General features: G+C 63.3%; 11 protein-coding genes. 2 read left to right on the top strand and 9 right to left on the bottom strand.

What is annotated here, in order from left to right:
* The 6 genes from C811_RS05175 to C811_RS05155 form a co-directional block, all read right to left on the bottom strand.
* Positions 1-1425 (bottom strand): InlB B-repeat-containing protein (locus C811_RS05175; RefSeq protein WP_016308442.1); only part of this gene is annotated, 1425 nt, incomplete at its 3' end.
* A 325-nt stretch (positions 1426-1750) separates the two neighbouring features.
* Positions 1751-2938 (bottom strand): L,D-transpeptidase family protein, encoded by a 1188-nt coding sequence (locus C811_RS16815; protein ID WP_016308441.1) that lies wholly within the window; start codon positions 2936-2938, stop codon positions 1751-1753.
* A 178-nt stretch (positions 2939-3116) separates the two neighbouring features.
* The gene (locus C811_RS05170; RefSeq protein ID WP_016308440.1) at positions 3117-4496 is read right to left on the bottom strand and encodes a hypothetical protein; all 1380 of its coding nucleotides are present in this window, start codon (positions 4494-4496) and stop codon (positions 3117-3119) included.
* An 87-nt stretch (positions 4497-4583) separates the two neighbouring features.
* Complete coding sequence (locus tag C811_RS15650; protein WP_022926375.1) at positions 4584-7649, bottom strand: fibronectin type III domain-containing protein; 3066 nt, start codon at positions 7647-7649, stop codon at positions 4584-4586.
* Positions 7650-7782: 133 nt separating this feature from the next.
* A complete protein-coding gene (locus C811_RS05160) occupies positions 7783-9093 on the bottom strand; it encodes an LCP family protein (RefSeq protein WP_016308438.1) in 1311 nt (436 codons plus the stop codon).
* A 116-nt stretch (positions 9094-9209) separates the two neighbouring features.
* A complete protein-coding gene (locus tag C811_RS05155) occupies positions 9210-9920 on the bottom strand; it encodes a flavin reductase (RefSeq protein WP_016308437.1) in 711 nt (236 codons plus the stop codon).
* A 303-nt stretch (positions 9921-10223) separates the two neighbouring features.
* On the opposite strand from C811_RS05155, the gene C811_RS15645 reads away from it, so the two are divergent.
* Positions 10224-11417 carry an acyltransferase family protein gene (locus C811_RS15645; protein WP_016308436.1) on the top strand — a complete coding sequence of 398 codons (1194 nt, stop codon included), beginning with the start codon at positions 10224-10226 and terminating at the stop codon, positions 11415-11417.
* 118 nt (positions 11418-11535) lie between these two features.
* Here the strand turns inward: C811_RS15645 and C811_RS05145 are convergent, their stop codons facing one another.
* Positions 11536-12627: a CapA family protein gene (locus tag C811_RS05145; RefSeq protein ID WP_016308435.1), complete on the bottom strand. Its 1092-nt coding sequence runs from the start codon at positions 12625-12627 to the stop codon at positions 11536-11538.
* Between the two features lie 95 nt (positions 12628-12722).
* Complete coding sequence (locus tag C811_RS05140; RefSeq protein ID WP_156997045.1) at positions 12723-13148, bottom strand: hypothetical protein; 426 nt, start codon at positions 13146-13148, stop codon at positions 12723-12725.
* A 274-nt stretch (positions 13149-13422) separates the two neighbouring features.
* Between C811_RS05140 and C811_RS05135 the strand changes: the two genes are divergently transcribed.
* Complete coding sequence (locus C811_RS05135; RefSeq protein WP_016308433.1) at positions 13423-14253, top strand: fibronectin type III domain-containing protein; 831 nt, start codon at positions 13423-13425, stop codon at positions 14251-14253.
* A 261-nt stretch (positions 14254-14514) separates the two neighbouring features.
* On the opposite strand, the gene C811_RS0102705 is transcribed toward C811_RS05135, so the two are convergent.
* On the bottom strand, positions 14515-15585 hold the full coding sequence (locus tag C811_RS0102705; RefSeq protein ID WP_198010013.1) for an Abi family protein: 1071 nt from the start codon (positions 15583-15585) through the stop codon (positions 14515-14517).
* Positions 15586-15791: the final 206 nt, after the last annotated feature.

Here is a 15791-nt window from a genome sequence, read left to right as displayed (position 1 = left end):
GACGTTCTTGTTCTTGACCTTCGTCACCTTCTTCTTGAACTTCCTGTCGGCGTACCAGCCCTTGAAGGTGTAGCCGGAGCGCGTCGGGTTCTTCAAGGTGATGGTGCCGCCGTACTTCTTCGGGTTCGACTTGTGGTTCTTGCCCTTGTTCGTCACGTATTTAATGGTGTAGGGCTGAGACCACTTGGCATACAGAGTCGCATTTTTCTTGGTGAGCTTCTTCACCTTGTTCTTGAAGTTCTTGTCGGTGTACCAGCCGTCGAACTTGTAACCGGCGCGCGTGGGCGTGGGAAGCGAGAGCACGTTATTGTAGGAAACTGGATTGGCCGCAACCATCTTGCCGCCGTTGAGCTTGTATTTCACTGTGTACATCTTCGGAGCCTCGCCGAAATTGACGTAAGAGAAGTTCACGTCGCAGTACTTGCGCGGGGTGCCGTTCACCAAACCGATGGAGGTGAATTGCCAGATGTCGGTATTCTCGATTTTGGAGGAGGTGCCGCCCCACGAATAGCGGGCCACCCAACGGCTCCACTTGTTAGCCGCCATGGACTCCTTCGAGAACACCTCGTCGGTGAGCACGTTGTTGAACCAGTCGGTGTTGGCGTAGATGCCCACATTGTAGCCGGCTGCCTGAATGGCCGAGCACCAGGCCACGGCGATCTGGCCGAGCAGCTCCGCACCGCCCTTCTTCTTGGTCAGATCGCGCTGGGCCTGGCACTCCAGGTCGAGATAGACCGGCAGCTGCAAGTCCCCCGGTTGAATGCCGGCTGCCTTTAGCTGATCGAGGGTCTGGTTGATCTCGTTGTCGACGGAGAAATCGCCCTTGCCCAGATGGGTGGCGCGAGAAAACAGGTAGGCGCCCACCTTGATGCCGGCGGCCTGCGCCCCCTGGATATTCTGCACGAACCACGGGTCGTCGAAGCCCTTGCCGTTGGTGCCGCCGTCGCCGATGCGAATGATGGCGAAGGTGATGCCGTCGGCCTTCATCTTGTTCCAATCGATGGCCGTGTGCTTGCCGCCCTTCTCGTTGTTGAAGTACGAGATATCGACGCCGACCTCCAAAACATTGGGTACCGTGATAACCGTGCCCTTGTCGGTGGGCTTCTTGCGATCGATATAGGTGCCCACGCCGTTAGCCGCCGACCACGTGGCGCGGTAGCTGTCCCCCACGTCGGAGAAGGCGCCGAAGGTGGCGATGCCGGCATCTTCGTTCTCCTCCAGCCACACGTTGTTGGGAACGCCGTCGGTGATGCGCCAGCTGTCTCCGTCGGTCACCGGCTCGCCGGCTCCCTCGTCATGATAGCCTTCCGGCTCATAGGAGGCGCGCGCCTCGTTGCTGTCGCCGTCGTCGGCGAGGGCGGCCGTGGGGATGAGGGCGAGGGTGAGCAGCGAGGCCAGGAAAACGCGCAGCGCCTTTGCAGTCATAGAAATATCCTTCAACTCTCGGGTACAGTTCATCATCGGTTGGGGTTAAAAGGGTTCACGCATGATAGCATTTTTGTTTTTCAGTCCGCAAGGCAGACCCGGGCACTTTTGGCACCTGAGGTCGGCTTATGACGGTAACAGCATAGATTACCGACAAAGCGTCCATACAGAGCAGAGCGGAAGCGGGACGCCCTTGCCGGGTGGTGTCCTCCCAAGCGGGGCAGCGCCACCCGGCAAGGGCGTCCCGCTCCAAATAATCCACCTAGGTAAAAAAAGCGGTCGGGCCCTTCGACCCGACCGCCTGAAACGTTGAGGGAGCAACGACTTAGTAGGTCCATACCTTGGTGCCGCTGGGAATGTTGCGATTGATCCACTTCGCGTTGCCGATGGCCAGGCGCACGCAGCCGTGGGAGAGGTTCATGCCCAGACGGCCGTCCTGCAGCGAGCGCTTGCTGCCCGGATTGTACAGCACCGAGTGGAACAGGTAGTTGCCGTAGAACTGCGTCCAGTACCAGCAGGAGTAGCCCTTATCCTCGCCGAAGGAGAGGCCGCGGCTGCCGATGGTGAACTTGCCGCGCACCGTGCGCGAGCCCGGAGCGCCGCTGGAGCACTTGAAGAACTTGTGCACGTTCCACTGGCCCTTCTTGCCCTTCAGCACGCAGACGCGGTTCTTGTGAGTATCCACCAGAATGAGCCACTTGGTCTTCGAGGACTGACCCTGAGCCTTGGCGGCCATGGACAGGCGCATGGACATCTCTGAGGCGGTCTTGGTGGTAATCAGGTGGTTCTTGCGCGCCTTCTTCGTGTTGTACTTCTTGTTGGCCTTCTTGGCGGCCGTGCCCTTCTTCGGGGCGATCTTCACCTGATAGGCGCGGATGCCGGCCAGCTTGGGAGCGCCCACCTGCTCGCCGTTCTTGCCCCAGCCGGTCCAGCCGTAGCCCACCACATAGGCGCGATAGAACACGTTGTACTGCTTGCCGAGCTCGCCGGTCAACTGCACCTTCAGCGCCTGCACGGCGTTCTTGGTCTTGCCGTTGCCGGCCTTCTGGCCGTTCTTCTTCCAGCCCGTCCAGCCCTTACCGGCCATGCGCACCTTGTAGGCGATATTGCCCTTGATGTTCTTGGAGTCGTTCTTGATCTTGATGTAGGTGAGGGGCTTGGTGGAGGCGGTCTTGCCGGCCATCGCACCCTTCTTTTGGTACTTCACCTTCGCGCCGGGAATCTTGCCGGCGCTGCGCCAGGACACCACGGGCTTCGGCTTCGGCTTCGGCTTCGGCTTCGGCTTGGGCTTCACCTCGGGCTTGGGCGGCTCGGGGGTCTCGTCGGCGGGGGGAGTCGCGGGCGTCTGGTCGGCCGGCGGGGTGGCCGGCTGGTCGGTGGCCGGCTGGTCGGCGGCCGGCGGAGTGGCGCCAGCAGGCTCGTCGGCCAGGGCGGTCGCCGGGCACATCGTGGCCACCAGGGTGGCGCTCAGCACCACCGACAGCACCCGCTTGCGCAAGGACGTCTTCTTCATCGGTTATCTCGCCTTCTTTCATATCGGAGTATCGGCCGGCGACGCTCCTCCGTCCCTCGGGCGCCGCTCAATTTTCATAACTCGGCATTATAGCCGCGTTGTCAGGGAAAACACAACAGGTTGTGCCATTTTCCGCGCGAGCGCACGAGATGGCCGAGAACCCGTTGCGCCCCCTTCCCTACTTCACCATATCGGCGTGCACACCGTCGATGGCGCGCACAAGGTTGGCCAGCTTGCCGTACTGCCCGCAGGCCGAGCTCATGACCGCAACCACATAGTGCCCGTCGCTGGACAGCACCACGCCGCCGTCGTTCTGCACGTTATAGCCGCCGCCCGGGTACCACCCGGGCTTGCTGCGCGTGGGAGTCGAAAGACCCCGGTCGATGAACGAGTTCCACGGATGAGCATACAACCCGCGGGCCCAGGCCGAGCGCGTGTTGGTCTCGCGGTAGTAGGACCAGTAGGTGCCCACCCACAGTTTCGCCAGCGTGCGCGACGACATATAGGGGTAGTTGCGGGTGGAGGTCATCTCCTTCTCGGAGATGCCGCAGTAGTTCATCATCTTCTTCATGATACCGTGGCCGAAACGGCGGCGCAGGCTGGAATAGCCCTCGTTGCTGGACACCTTGATGGTGCTGCTCATCGTGGCCCGCGTGCCGGCGCCCACGCTGCCGGCGCGGTACTTGTTGATGGCGGCCACATAGGGCCCTTTGATGGAGCTGGCGATATAGAGCACCTTTGTGGGGTTGTAGCTGATGCCGCGGCCCGTCTTCAGATCGATCATGGTGAAGCTGAGCTTGTAGCGGCTCAGGTTCTTGATGGCCGCCTTCAGCTTCTTGCCCGCCTTGGAATTGAAGTTGTACTTCCCGCCGAAGGCCTTCAGGCCCGAGTTGGCGCCCTTGGCCTTGTTGAGGGCGCGCGTAAGCTGGGTTCGCGTCTTGCCCCCTTGGGCGTAGAACACCTCAGCGCTGGCGGCGCCCTTCGAGAAGTAGCGGTTCTTGGCGCTGCCCGGGGCCTTCTTGCCCTTCTTGACGAGCTTCACCTGGTAGCCGCGCACGCTGGCCAGCTTGCGGGCGCCGACCGCCTGGCCGTTCTTGCCCCAGCCGGTCCAGCCGTAGCCGACGAGGTTCGCCCGGTAGTACACGTTATAGCGGTCGGCCACGTCCCCGGTCAGCTTCACCCGCAGCGCCTGGATGGGATTGGCCGCCCGCTTCGTCCCCGAGGTCTTGTTGGCGGCGGCATAATCTGACCAGCCGCCGGTCGCCTGATAGGTCTGGTACTTGATGGAGCCGTCCACCGTGCCCTTGTAGGCGATGCGCAGCGCCGTCACAGCCGCCGATCCGCTCTTGCGGCCGGCCAGCTTGCCGCCATCGGTGCTCTGCCATCCCCTCACGCCGGCAAGGGTGGTTTTGCAGACGAGTTCCACCGACTCTTTCGGCGCAGCGGCCCCGTCGTCGGCCGACGCGGCCTTATCGCCCTCGGCGGCCAGGGCCGTGGCCGGCATTGCCAAAGCCAGGGCGAACCCGAGGACGAGCGCCGCGGCCCACCTTGCCGACATTGCTCTCCAACCGCATCGTTTCGCAAGCGCGTTCATCCCCACAGCAGGCTCCTTCTCTCCGCCCGGGCCAAGCAGGCGCCCGAGCGCCTACTTCGTCTTCACCTTCTTCACCTTCGACCACTTCGAATAGTAATACTTGGCTCCGATTTTCTTATATGTGCGAACTTTAACATAATAGGTCTTCTTCGCCTTCAGCTTCTTTACGGTGAGCGACGTTTTCTTGGTGCTTTTCACCCACCGGGTCCGCGTCGTCTTCTTCGTGAACTTCCTCGATGTGGAATAGCGGATCTGATAGCCCGTCACCGACTTCGTCTGCTTCTTCCACCGCAGGGTTATGGCCCGCCGGCCGCCCTTCACCTTGGTGAACGCCGTGGCCCGCGGCTTGGGGGCCGGCTTGGCCTTCGCGGAAGAGGAGGGCTTTGGCGCAGGTGTCGGAGCCGAAGGGGCGGGCGCAGGGGTTGAAGGCGCAGGCTTGGGGGTCGGCTTCGGCGCGGGCGCAGGTGTCGGCTTCGGCGCAGGGGTTGGCGCGGGCGCGGGCTTTGCGGGCTCGCTGGGCAGCGGCGGTGCGGGCACGATGGCGCCGGGGCCCACCGAGCCGTGCTGGAGCAGCATGGGCACATCATCGGGCGTGGCCGTCGATGCGACGAAAACCGCATCGCCGATGGTGCCCACGTCGATGGCCGTGGAGGGCGACACCACGTTGGCACCCACCTGCTGCCAGGATGCCCGGTTGCCCACCGACGCCTCGAAGACACGAGCAATCTGGCTGCCCGCCTCCGCCAGGGCCACGTACAGCCTATCGCCCCCGAGGGTCAGAGAAGCCGTATAGGCCTTGGGCAGCGCCAGGGGCGACGGCGAGTACTTCTCCCCGAAGCCGCTGCCAGACGTCCCCGCCAGATCTATCAAGCGCAGGGCGCCATCCTGGGTGACCGTGAGGGCGAAGGAGTGCTTGCCGTCCTGGTAGCCGGCCACCATCTGCGCGAAGCCGCTGTGGACCCGGGCCACCTTCCACGCGCCGTTCGCGAGCGTCCACAGCTCGGTGCGGTCGCTGTTGAAGTTCCCTGCCATAACGGCCGGCTGACCACCCACATCGAACAGGTGCGCGCCCGCGATCGTGCCGCTCCCCCAGCGGCGGCCCGCCGGCGTCAGCGACGAGCCCGTCAGCCGGTACAGCTGAGCGCCGCTGCCGCTGCCGTCGGCGAACAGGTACAGGGCACCGCCGGCCACGCCGAGCACGGGCTTGTTGGCTGCGGCCGCCACCGTGGCGACTTCCTTCCATGCCCGGCCGCTCCACCGCCACAGCCCGATGGTCGTCGCAGCGCCGTAGCGCACGCCGGCCACATACAGCTCGTTGCGGTACACTGCTCCGCTGAAGCTGCCGTAGCCACTGCCGAGGGACCCCAGGCTCGACCACGACGAGCCGTCGTAACGGTACACCGTCGCGCCCGCACCCCGCGTGCCCGATTGGAGTCGCGAGCACACCTGGTACAGCGCCCCATCGGCAGCCTTCACCAGGCTGGTGTCCGAAAAGCCCGACTCGGTCAGGGCCGTGGCCCCCTTGCCGTCCACCGCGCTCTTCCACAAATCATGCGCGGTCACATCCGGCATTTCCAGCTTGAAGGTGATGGCATCGTCGCTCTGCTCCGTTACCGACACCACGATGCCCGAGTTCTGGCCATCGGAATAGGTAATCGCCCCGTCGGCGAGCCCCGCGGCCATATCGGCCGCGCCGAGCGTCGCACGACCCGGTACCGAGAGCTGAGCGTGGCGCAGGTCGCCGGCCCCGTCGCCACGGGGCGCCCCCGTCTCGCCGGGACGGAAGATGTACACGTAGTCCTTCGACCCCTTGTTCCCGTTGCCCGCATCCTTCATGACGGGATTCACCCGGTATACCACCAGCCCCGAGCCCCCGATGGTGGAGGGGAGGCCCTCCACGGACATGTCGAGACCCGCAGCGCCGCCCGCGGCATCACTAGCCCGGCGGAACTCGGCGACGAAGTACTCCGAGGCGTTGAGGTCTGTCTTGAACTTCACCGCCTGGCGCTTGCCGGAACCGGGCGCGAACAGGGTAACCGAACCGCCGCCGGTCTCCTCCAGCTTCGTCCACCCGCAGTCTTGGCGCGTAATGGCCAAGGGCCGCATGAGGCGCGAGCCGGCGTGTTCGGCCATGATGTCCCACACGCCCACGGGGCGGTTGGCCGCATCTTCGGTCTTCGCGCCGGCCCGGTAAAGGTCCTTCGCCCCGAAGGCGTGAATGGTCTCGTGGACTATGGTGCCCGTGGAAACCCCGTGGGAGGTATCCACCATGGTGTAGGTGCCCACCCGCACCGCGCGGCCCTCCGCACCGATACGCCCTGAGCCGGTGTAGTCGGCCTTGTGGGGCCACAGCGGCGAATCGATGACCGGGGCGCTGCCGTTCACCTCGGGCACGATGAGGACGTTGTCGGCATAGCCGTCACCGTCCCCGTCAAGGCTGCGGCCGTCGAAGTCGGGATAGGCGCGGTTGAAAGCCGCCAGGGCGTCTTCCACCACGTTGACGGCATAGGCGTAGCCCTCGCGGGCGCGGGGCAGGGTCAGATACCGGATGCGGAAGTCCTCATCGGCCTGGGGGATGATCGACTGCAGGCGGCAGGCCCCATCCGAGACGTCCTTCACGTAGCTGTACAGGGTGGGCTCCAGAAACGGGCTGTCGGTGAAGCCGTTGAGCCGCTCGACGAGCCGGCGTCCCGTCAGCTGCAGCACCGAGGGGTCCACCGCGTTCAGGCCCGTGTCGCCATCCCCGGTGGTATCGCCGGCGAAGCGCACGACGATCACGAGCTGATAGCGGTTGGCGTCGGCGATGGCCGTGTCGTAGGAGCCTGCGGTGGAGGGCGGAACAGCTTCGGCGACGGTCGCCACGGTCTGCTCATCGGCCACGACGAGGGGCGATTCGACATCGGGAACGGTGGCGGCAGGGGCGTCGGCAGCTTCGGCACCATCGGCGCCCCTGTCGGCAGCCTCGGCACCATCGGCACCCCCGTCGGCAGCAGTCTCGGCGACGGAGACATCGGCGGCAGTCGGCTGGGCCTGGGCCGGAACTGCAGGCACCAAAGCACAGGCCAGCACGACGCTTATCAGCATCGCCGCAGCCTTATGAGCGTCTTGCCGCTTCATGGCGCCCGCACCGCTCCTTCCATCGGATCTGCGCCCCCGACGGGACGTCGAATCACATCCTCGGCAGTGTAGCAAAATCCCCCGCCGAAGGCGAGGGATTTCGAGCGCAAGCGAAACGAGTTTCGACGAGGCGTCACGCGTCCTTGTCGGCTTTGTCGTCCTTCTTCGCCGACACCACGTCATCGGTGGTCATAGCGTCGGCCACGAGATCCTTGTAGTCCCGAGGGCTGGCGGCGTTGCTGGCCGCGCCCAGCTCGCTGTCGCTGGCCTGCGGCTCGGGGATCTCGGCCTTCTCGTCGGTGGGATCGAGGCCGGCATCCACCCGGCGCATCATGGCCTGCCACTCCTCGTACTGGGTGCCCACGTAGCTGACGCCGTTCTGGTTCAGCGTGTAGCTGGGACAAGCCGCCGAGTACATGGTAAGCCCCTTGTCCTTGAAGGTGAGGGCCAGGTTCACCAGATCGGTCACGGAGTAATCGGTGGTGACGCAGCGGGCCAGCGACTCCACGATGCCGGGAATATCGGTCGGCGAGGCGGCGAGGATCTTCTCCACAATGGCCTCGATGATCATGCGCTGGGCCTGGGCACGGGAGAAGTCGCCGCCCGAAACGGCATGGCGCTCGCGCGCGAAGGCCAAAGCCTGATCGCCGTCGAGGGTCTGCTCGCCCTTTTCGATGGTCAGCCCGCTCGTGTCGGAGTAGAAGCCCTCGGGCACGTTCACCTGAATGCCGCCGAGCTCGTTCACCACGTCCTTCAGCTCGTCGAAGTGCACTTCGACGTAGTGGGTGATGGGCACGCCGGCAAAGGCGGACAAGGTCTTCACGGCCTGGGACGGACCGCCGAAAGCGTAGGCGGCGTTGATCTTCTGGGTGCCGTGCTCCCCCATGTCGATCATGGTATCGCGGGGCACCGAGACGAGGTCGACCACGCCGTCGTCGGGGTCGATGCGAGCGAGCATGGTCACATCCGAGCGGCTGGCCGTCTCGCCCTTGCGGGCGTCGCTGCCGAAGATGCCCACGTAGTAGGAGCCATCCTCGCTCTTGGAAGGCGCCAGTTGCTCGACGAGCTGCATCTTCTCAGTCTCGTCCATGCCGCCCTGGATAGTCTGGTTGATGCCGTTCAGGTACAGGGCCATGGCCGTGCCGCCGCCGGCCAAGGCCACCACCAGGGCAATGGCCACGCCGAGGGCGATCTTCTTGCCGCGGCTCTTCTTGCGGGCCTGCTTGGCTCGGGCCAGGCTGTCGCTGGCCGCATAGCTCTGGCGGCCCGCCGGCGTGAAACCGGACGTCCCGGCCCCGTAGACGCCGCGACCACTCGGAGCGGCGCTGCGATCGGGCGCGAAACCGGCATTGCGTCGATCGGGGGTGAAATTCGCGGAATGGGCTCCGCGACGACGGCCGCCCGTCGGCAGCGGCGCAGAATGTCTTCCTGGTCTGTTTCCCATAGGCTCTTTGCGGCGCCGGGGCGCCTACCTCCTTTGCGTGTGTTAACCAACGTCGTAGGATACCAGCGCCCGCCAGTCCTTCTGGGAGAATCTACCGAATCTTTATTTTGGATGCGCTAGATCTCGACACGCTCGAACATCGATCCCGGCACGCCGCAGATGGGACAGGTGTAGTCGGCCGGCAGCCCGTCGGGATAGCCTTCTTCCACATAACCGCAGATGGGACAGCGCCACGCAACGCGCTTGGGGGCTTCTTCGGTCGTGGGAGCAGCGGCGTCGCCTACCGGCGCGGCGGCCGGAACAGCGTCGATCCCGTCCTCTCCCCCGTTGAAGGTGGCGGCCTTGGGCGGGGTCTTGCCGCCCTTCACCCGGTGGTAGTCGGCATAGGTGAGCGGCTCCCCCGCCTCCAGCACAGCGGCCTCCTCCACGATGCCCACGAACAGGTAGTGGGTGCCCACGTCCACTTTCTCGGTCACGCGCACCGAGAAGCGGGCGAGCCCGGAGGCAGTGACATAGGGGATCTCGGCGCCGTCCAGGCAGTAGGGGCAGTCGGCGAATTTGTCGGTGTCCGCGCTGGACCGGAAGCCGAAGGCGCCGATGAGCTCTATGGGCGCAGCCTCGGACAGCACCGTGGCGGCAAAGCGGCCCGTGGCGTCGATAGCGGCAGTGGTGACGTTGTCCTTGTTGAGGGCCACGGCCAGGGTGGGCGGCTCGGAGGCCACCTGGACGAGGGTGTTCACCACGCAGCCGACCTTGCGGTCGCTCTCGCGGGAGGTAATGAGGTACAGGCCGGACGTCAACGTGCGGAATGCCTTGCGATCGATCATGGGACTCCCTTTCACCAGCGGGCAGAATCAGTTCCCTCGCAGCATACCACGACAGCCGACCCCGCCGAGCGGCTCCGCCGCCCACTTGTCAGCATTCCGTGGAATAGAGCCGCCCGCGGGAGGGCGCATGGGGGCGCGGCGTCCACCGGGGCGCCGGCCCGGATAGCCACCCGACGCATCCCGTCGTCATTGCTCGCACGACGGCCAGCGTCTTGACAGGGAGCGATCGGTCGTTCATGTTGTCTCATCGGGAATGCGGTGCCTCCCAAAGCCAGCCCATCCGATCAAACCCGAGGATCCTTCATGAGAGATTCCAACATCGAGCTTTTGCGCATCGTAAGCATGATGCTCATTATCCTGTTCCACTTCAGCGTCCACGGACCCTGGCCCGCAGACGGCGTGCTGGCGACGGATGTCGCCGTGGGAGTGCTCGCCTTCGGCGGCAAGCTCGGGGTGAACTGCTTCGTGCTCATTACCGGTTACTTCATGACGCGCTCGTCGGTGCGGGTGGCGTCGGTGGCGCGCGTAGTGCTCGAGACGTGGTTCTACTCCTGGGGGCTGCTGATCCTGTTCGCCGTGGCCCAACCGGAACTCGTTACCCAAGCCCGGCTGGAAAAGGCAGCGCTGCCGCTTGTGTCGGGCGAGTACTGGTTCATAACGAACTTCGTGGCCCTTATGGTAGTCAGCCCCTTCCTGAACTTGCTGTTTGATCGCCTGAGCCACCGGGGCAAGAGCCGCCTGGCGGCCATCGGCTTCGTGACGATCTCGGTGCTGCCGACGCTGGCCACGTTCAACCCGCTCGGATCCGATCTGCTGTGGTTCTTCTACCTCTACCTCGTGGGCGGCTGGATTCGCGAGCTGATGGAAGGCGCAGAGGGCGGCGACACCCTTGCGATCGCCCTCGCCCGAGACGGCGGCGATGGCGCGGCGGCTGACCGGGACGCCGCCTGGGCGAAAACGACCGGGGCATCGGGAGCCCTGGCATGGCTCGACCCGGCGCGGCTGACCCTGCGCGTGGGCGGCGGGCCGATGGCTGTGGCGGGCGTGCTGGTATCGTGGGCCGCTATCGCCGCCATCTGCTGCGCCGAGGCTTGGTTCGGCTTCGATCGCGTGAACGCCCAGTACCCGGTGTGGCAGTATATGATTCCCACGTTTTTGGCCTCGACGGGGATGCTCGTCGCCTTCGCGCGGCTGGCCATGGCCCCCTCGCGCACCGTCAACAACCTCGCGAAATGCGCCCTGGGCGTGTACCTCATCCACGACAACCCCTTCGTGCGGGCGTGGCTCTGGCCCCACTTCGCTGCCGTGTACGCACTCGGACCGGCAGCCATCATCGGCGCGAGCCTGCTGGCGGCTGTGGGCGTGTACGCCTTCGGCGCCGCCGTGGACAGCCTGCGCATCGCGCTGCTGGAAAAGCCGCTCTTCCGCTGGCTGAACAGCCGCTTCGGCGATCAGATCGCCCGCGCCGACCACTGGTTCGCCACTATGGGGAAATAGCGGGGCCCTCCGCCATGCGACGAAGGGCCCGGGTTGCGAACGGAGCGCGGGCGCGCGAGCACTGTGTCACTGCGTGAACATTGCGCTGGCGCACGAACGCTGCGCCGATACGTCGGGCCTACCTCAAGCGCCCGCTCGACGCCACCTTCACGCCCATGCCGCGGCTCAGACGGTTCATCTTCTTCACGAGAGCCCGCTTTTCCGCGCCCTTCAGAATGCGCGGCTGGAAGGTGTTGGTGGACTTGCTGCCCGACAGCGAGCACGGGATGATGCGGGCGTTATCCTTCTTGGCGAGCTTGCCGCCCTTCACCGTGAAGGTCTGCTGGAAGATCATCGTGTCCTTGTCCTTGGGGTTCGTGTTTCCGCCGAAGCAGAAATTGCCCAGGCTGTGCACGATGTAGCGGCCTTTGTACTCCTCGATACCCTGGAGCACGTGGGGGTGATGGCCCAGCACGAGCGACGCGCCGCAGTCGATGGCGTAGCGCCCGAGGCTCTTCTGCGCCCGGGCCGGATAGTAGTCGCGCTCGATGCCCCAATGGAAGCTGACGACGATAATCTGCGCGTTCGCCTTCTTCGCCTTCTTGATACCGGCTTTCACTTGCTTTTTCGTCACGCCGTCTACCTCGTCGAACCCGAGGAAGGCCACTTTGGCGCCCTTGACGGTCTTGTAGGCGATGGTGGTGTTCTGGCAGTAGGCGATGCCGCGCTTCTTCAGCGTACGCTTCGTGTCGGCCAGGCCTTTCGCGCCGAAGTCGCGGGAGTGATTGTTGGCGAGATTGGCCACCTCCACCGAGCTTTTCGTGAGGATAGAGGCATACTTGGCCGGGCCCTTGAACGTAAACGCCTTATCCGCGCGGCTCTTCGCCGTGGTGAGCGTGCCCTCGAAGTTCACGATAGTCAGGTCGTCTTTCGCGAAGACGGACCGCACCTTCTTCAGGAAGTACGCCGCCCCCTTGCGCTTGTAGTAGCTGTTGAACACGCTGTTGTAGCGGGAATCGACCCCCAGCGTGCAGTCCCCCACCGCGCTGATGGTGATCTCGACAGGCTTAGTGGCCTTGGCCTGGGTACCGGCCGCCGCTGGCTCGTCGGCGAAGGCAGCCACAGGCGCGAAGGCCAGCAGCACCGCAATGACCGCCGCGGCGATCGCCCCAGCGGCCAGCATCGCCGGAGCCTTCGGAGTGGTTCTTGTGTTGGCGTCGATCCGCATCATGGCGTTCTCCCCTTTTCTCGCATTTGCTCGCCCCGCTTGCATCGCTCAGCACCCCGGTCCCGCCCCACTTGCGCCGGGACGACGGCGACACTCGATCACTTGGTATCAGCTGCGTCGGCACCTGCGGTGTCAACGTCGGGTGCATCGATGCCTGCCGCATTGGCGAGATCGCCGCCGGCAGTGTCGGCGGCTTGAGTGTCGGCGCCTGCAGGGTTAGCTGCTTGAGTATCGGCGTCTGCGACATCGGCATCGGGCACATCGCCGCCAAGCAGAAGGGCCTGCAGGCCGTCGATCGCCTCCGGCAGAGCGCCTGTGGTAATGCCCCAGGCCACACCGCCACCGGCAAGGGCAACGAGCAGCACGACCAGAATGATAACACCCCACGGCTTGCGGCGGCGTTGCGGACGAAAAGCGGCCACGTAGGCGCTGTTCAGCCGGCCCGGCTGGTAAGGGCGAGGACGTCCGCAGCGCCCCCGCGGCACCGAAACGCTCCTCCGCGTCACCTGGCGACGGTTTCCCATAACCCCAAAGCCCCTTCGCGCTCGCATGTGTTCGGAATCGGAGACGAGCCACCGAGAAGAAGGCGGCGTGCCAGCCGCCTCCTGCGTCGATGAACATCTGTGGAAAATTATATGCCTGACGATGAATGCCGCGCAAGATCAGCATCGCCAGAAGACGGCCGAGCCCGACATGACCGGGAGCGCAGCGGCATTGCGGGTGTACGCAATCGCCTATCTATCTGGTCATCGTTACGCTATGATAGCGGTATCTCGCAGAGAAGAAAGGAGTTGCGTTATGACAGAGACATTGAGGCTGAGACAGCGCACCGCGGCGCTGCTGCTAACAGCCGCACTCGCCTTGGGCGCGATGGGGGCAGCCGCGACAGCCCAACCGGCCTTCGCCGACGACGTCGTGACCGACGGCACCACCACCCCAGCCACCACGGCTATCGACAAGGTAACAATAAGCAAGGCGAAGTTCACCTACACCGGCAAGGTCATCAAACCGAAGATCACCGTTAAAGCCGGAGGCAAAACAGTTGTCAGCAATATTGTCAAATCCAATGCGAACTTCACGATCGAGCCTTCTGGCACCATCAAAAAAGTAGGCACCTACAAGATCAAGGTGACGGGCCAAGGGGCTTACACAGGCACGAAAACCGTCACCGTGAAGGTGTATCCGAAGAAGCCGACCGCGAAGAAGCCCAGCGCAGCAAGCAGCAGCGCCGTGACCGCCAAGTGGTCGAAGGGCAAAAACGACGTGTCCGGCTACCAGATCAAGTACTCCAAAAGCAAGAGCATGAAGGGTGCCAAGACGGTTACCGCCGGCAAGAGCGCCACCTCGAAGAAGATCTCGGGGCTCAAGGCCAACACGAAATACTACGTGCAGGTGCGTGCCTACAAAACAGTTGACGGCAAGAAGTACTACTCCGACTGGTCCGCCAAGAAGTCGGTGAAGACCAAGGCCAAGGCGAAGAAGTCAAGCGGCGGCACGGTGTATATCACCAATACGGGCGAGAAATACCACCGTGGCACCTGCCGCTATCTGCGCTACAGTAAGTATTCTATCTCCAAGAGCGAAGCCCAGCGCGAAGGGTATACCGCCTGCAAGGTGTGCAGACCGTAAATAGTGCGGACGAAAGCACTTAACAGAATGGGGCGAGGCTCGTTGAATCTCGCCTCGTTTCATTTTCGGCAAGTACGCCAACGCCAACCTGCGGCGAAACACAGCGCCACCTATCTTGGCTCCAGCAAGACCGAGAAACCATGAGAGGGGTGAGAAGAAAAACTAAGGGGGATCCTCTCGCGAAGCCCCCCCTTTACAAAGCGCGAAGCGCTTTTCGTTATGAGCACATGGTACGCAAAAACTCGCAGCGCTGCAAGAGGCCTACTCTCCAGCGGCGCCGCAATTCCCCATTTCCTCCACGGCCTTTTCCTTCGTTCCCCGAGACGCCCTATCATCCTGCGCGACAGGATTTCCGTCAGGATACCAGCCGGAAATCATGCGTAGAATGAAGAAGAATCCCGAAACTACCTGTCCGTTGTCTTTGTAAAACTCCCAGTTCTTTAGCATCCGGTTGCTGAACTTGCGCAAGCTGTCCCCTCGGTTTCTCCGCACACCCTCGGAGACCCAGCGCTGATGCGCATAGAGCACGGTCGCTATCTGCTGGAAAACCTCGTTTTTCATCTTAGAGCGCCGCTGGCTTAGGGAGATGCCGATGGACTCGAGGCCCTGCGTAACGGCTGGCTGAGCATTGTACCGCGCCGGACAACCGATCATGTTGTTCAAGACGCAGTTGTTGTGAGCACATGCATTTCGCAGCGCTTTGACGTTCTGCAGCACGTAGTAGTCATCCCTCAAGCGCTTGTCGCCGAATCTGTCCGCGCAGAATTTCATGAACCTCAGAAACGTACCGAACGACACCAGCTCCATAAAGATCCAGACGGGATAATCGTGCTCGGGATGCTTTTCCAAAAGCCCCGAGGTGTAAGCGCTCGATTGCCCCCTTGCGATTTCGTCCTTAGTGCGATTGCAGGTTCTTCCCTCTGAGTTCACCCAATCCGCCTCGGCTAGGAAGTCCTCGACAATAGCGTAGCCGTCCTCACCGTGCCGCTCTATTTCCCTAAGAAGATTCACTTTCGCAAAATGCTCGATATCGAGTGTCATGGGCAAAAGCTCATTTCGCAGGAGCATATCGATGATCGAAAGGTCGATGAGCATCTTGAAGTCCAAATTGACATACTGACCCGCACGAGCGCCCTCGGCTACCTTCTCGAAATTCGTCCTATATGAGCGAATACGGAAGAAATTGTTGTTTCTCTCAAGGTATGTACGGGCATCCTCCTCGGAAATCTTCTCGAACCTCACGCCCTTCGATTTTAGGTGCTCTACCTGTTGCACCGGCGTCAGCCAAGGCTTACGGCTTCTCGCTGCTGCGTCCAATTGATTCTCGACCATAAAACTATAGCCCTGCACCCTTTCGCTCATAATATCCAGAACCGGAAAGAATTCTACTCTTGGCGGCTTCGCAAGTATACATGCTCTTGATCAAGCGGAGAGAAGCGTGAGATTTCTTCAAAAAGCCCGACCAAATGGTCGAGATCGATGCCTAGAGAGATCGCGGATCGAACACTATCCGGAATGCCCAGCCACGCTTCACTCTT

Origin of the sequence: Adlercreutzia caecimuris B7 (assembly GCF_000403355.2) — a bacterium.
Lineage (GTDB): Bacteria > Actinomycetota > Coriobacteriia > Coriobacteriales > Eggerthellaceae > Adlercreutzia > Adlercreutzia caecimuris.
This window is presented reverse-complemented; position numbering and strand designations above follow the sequence as displayed.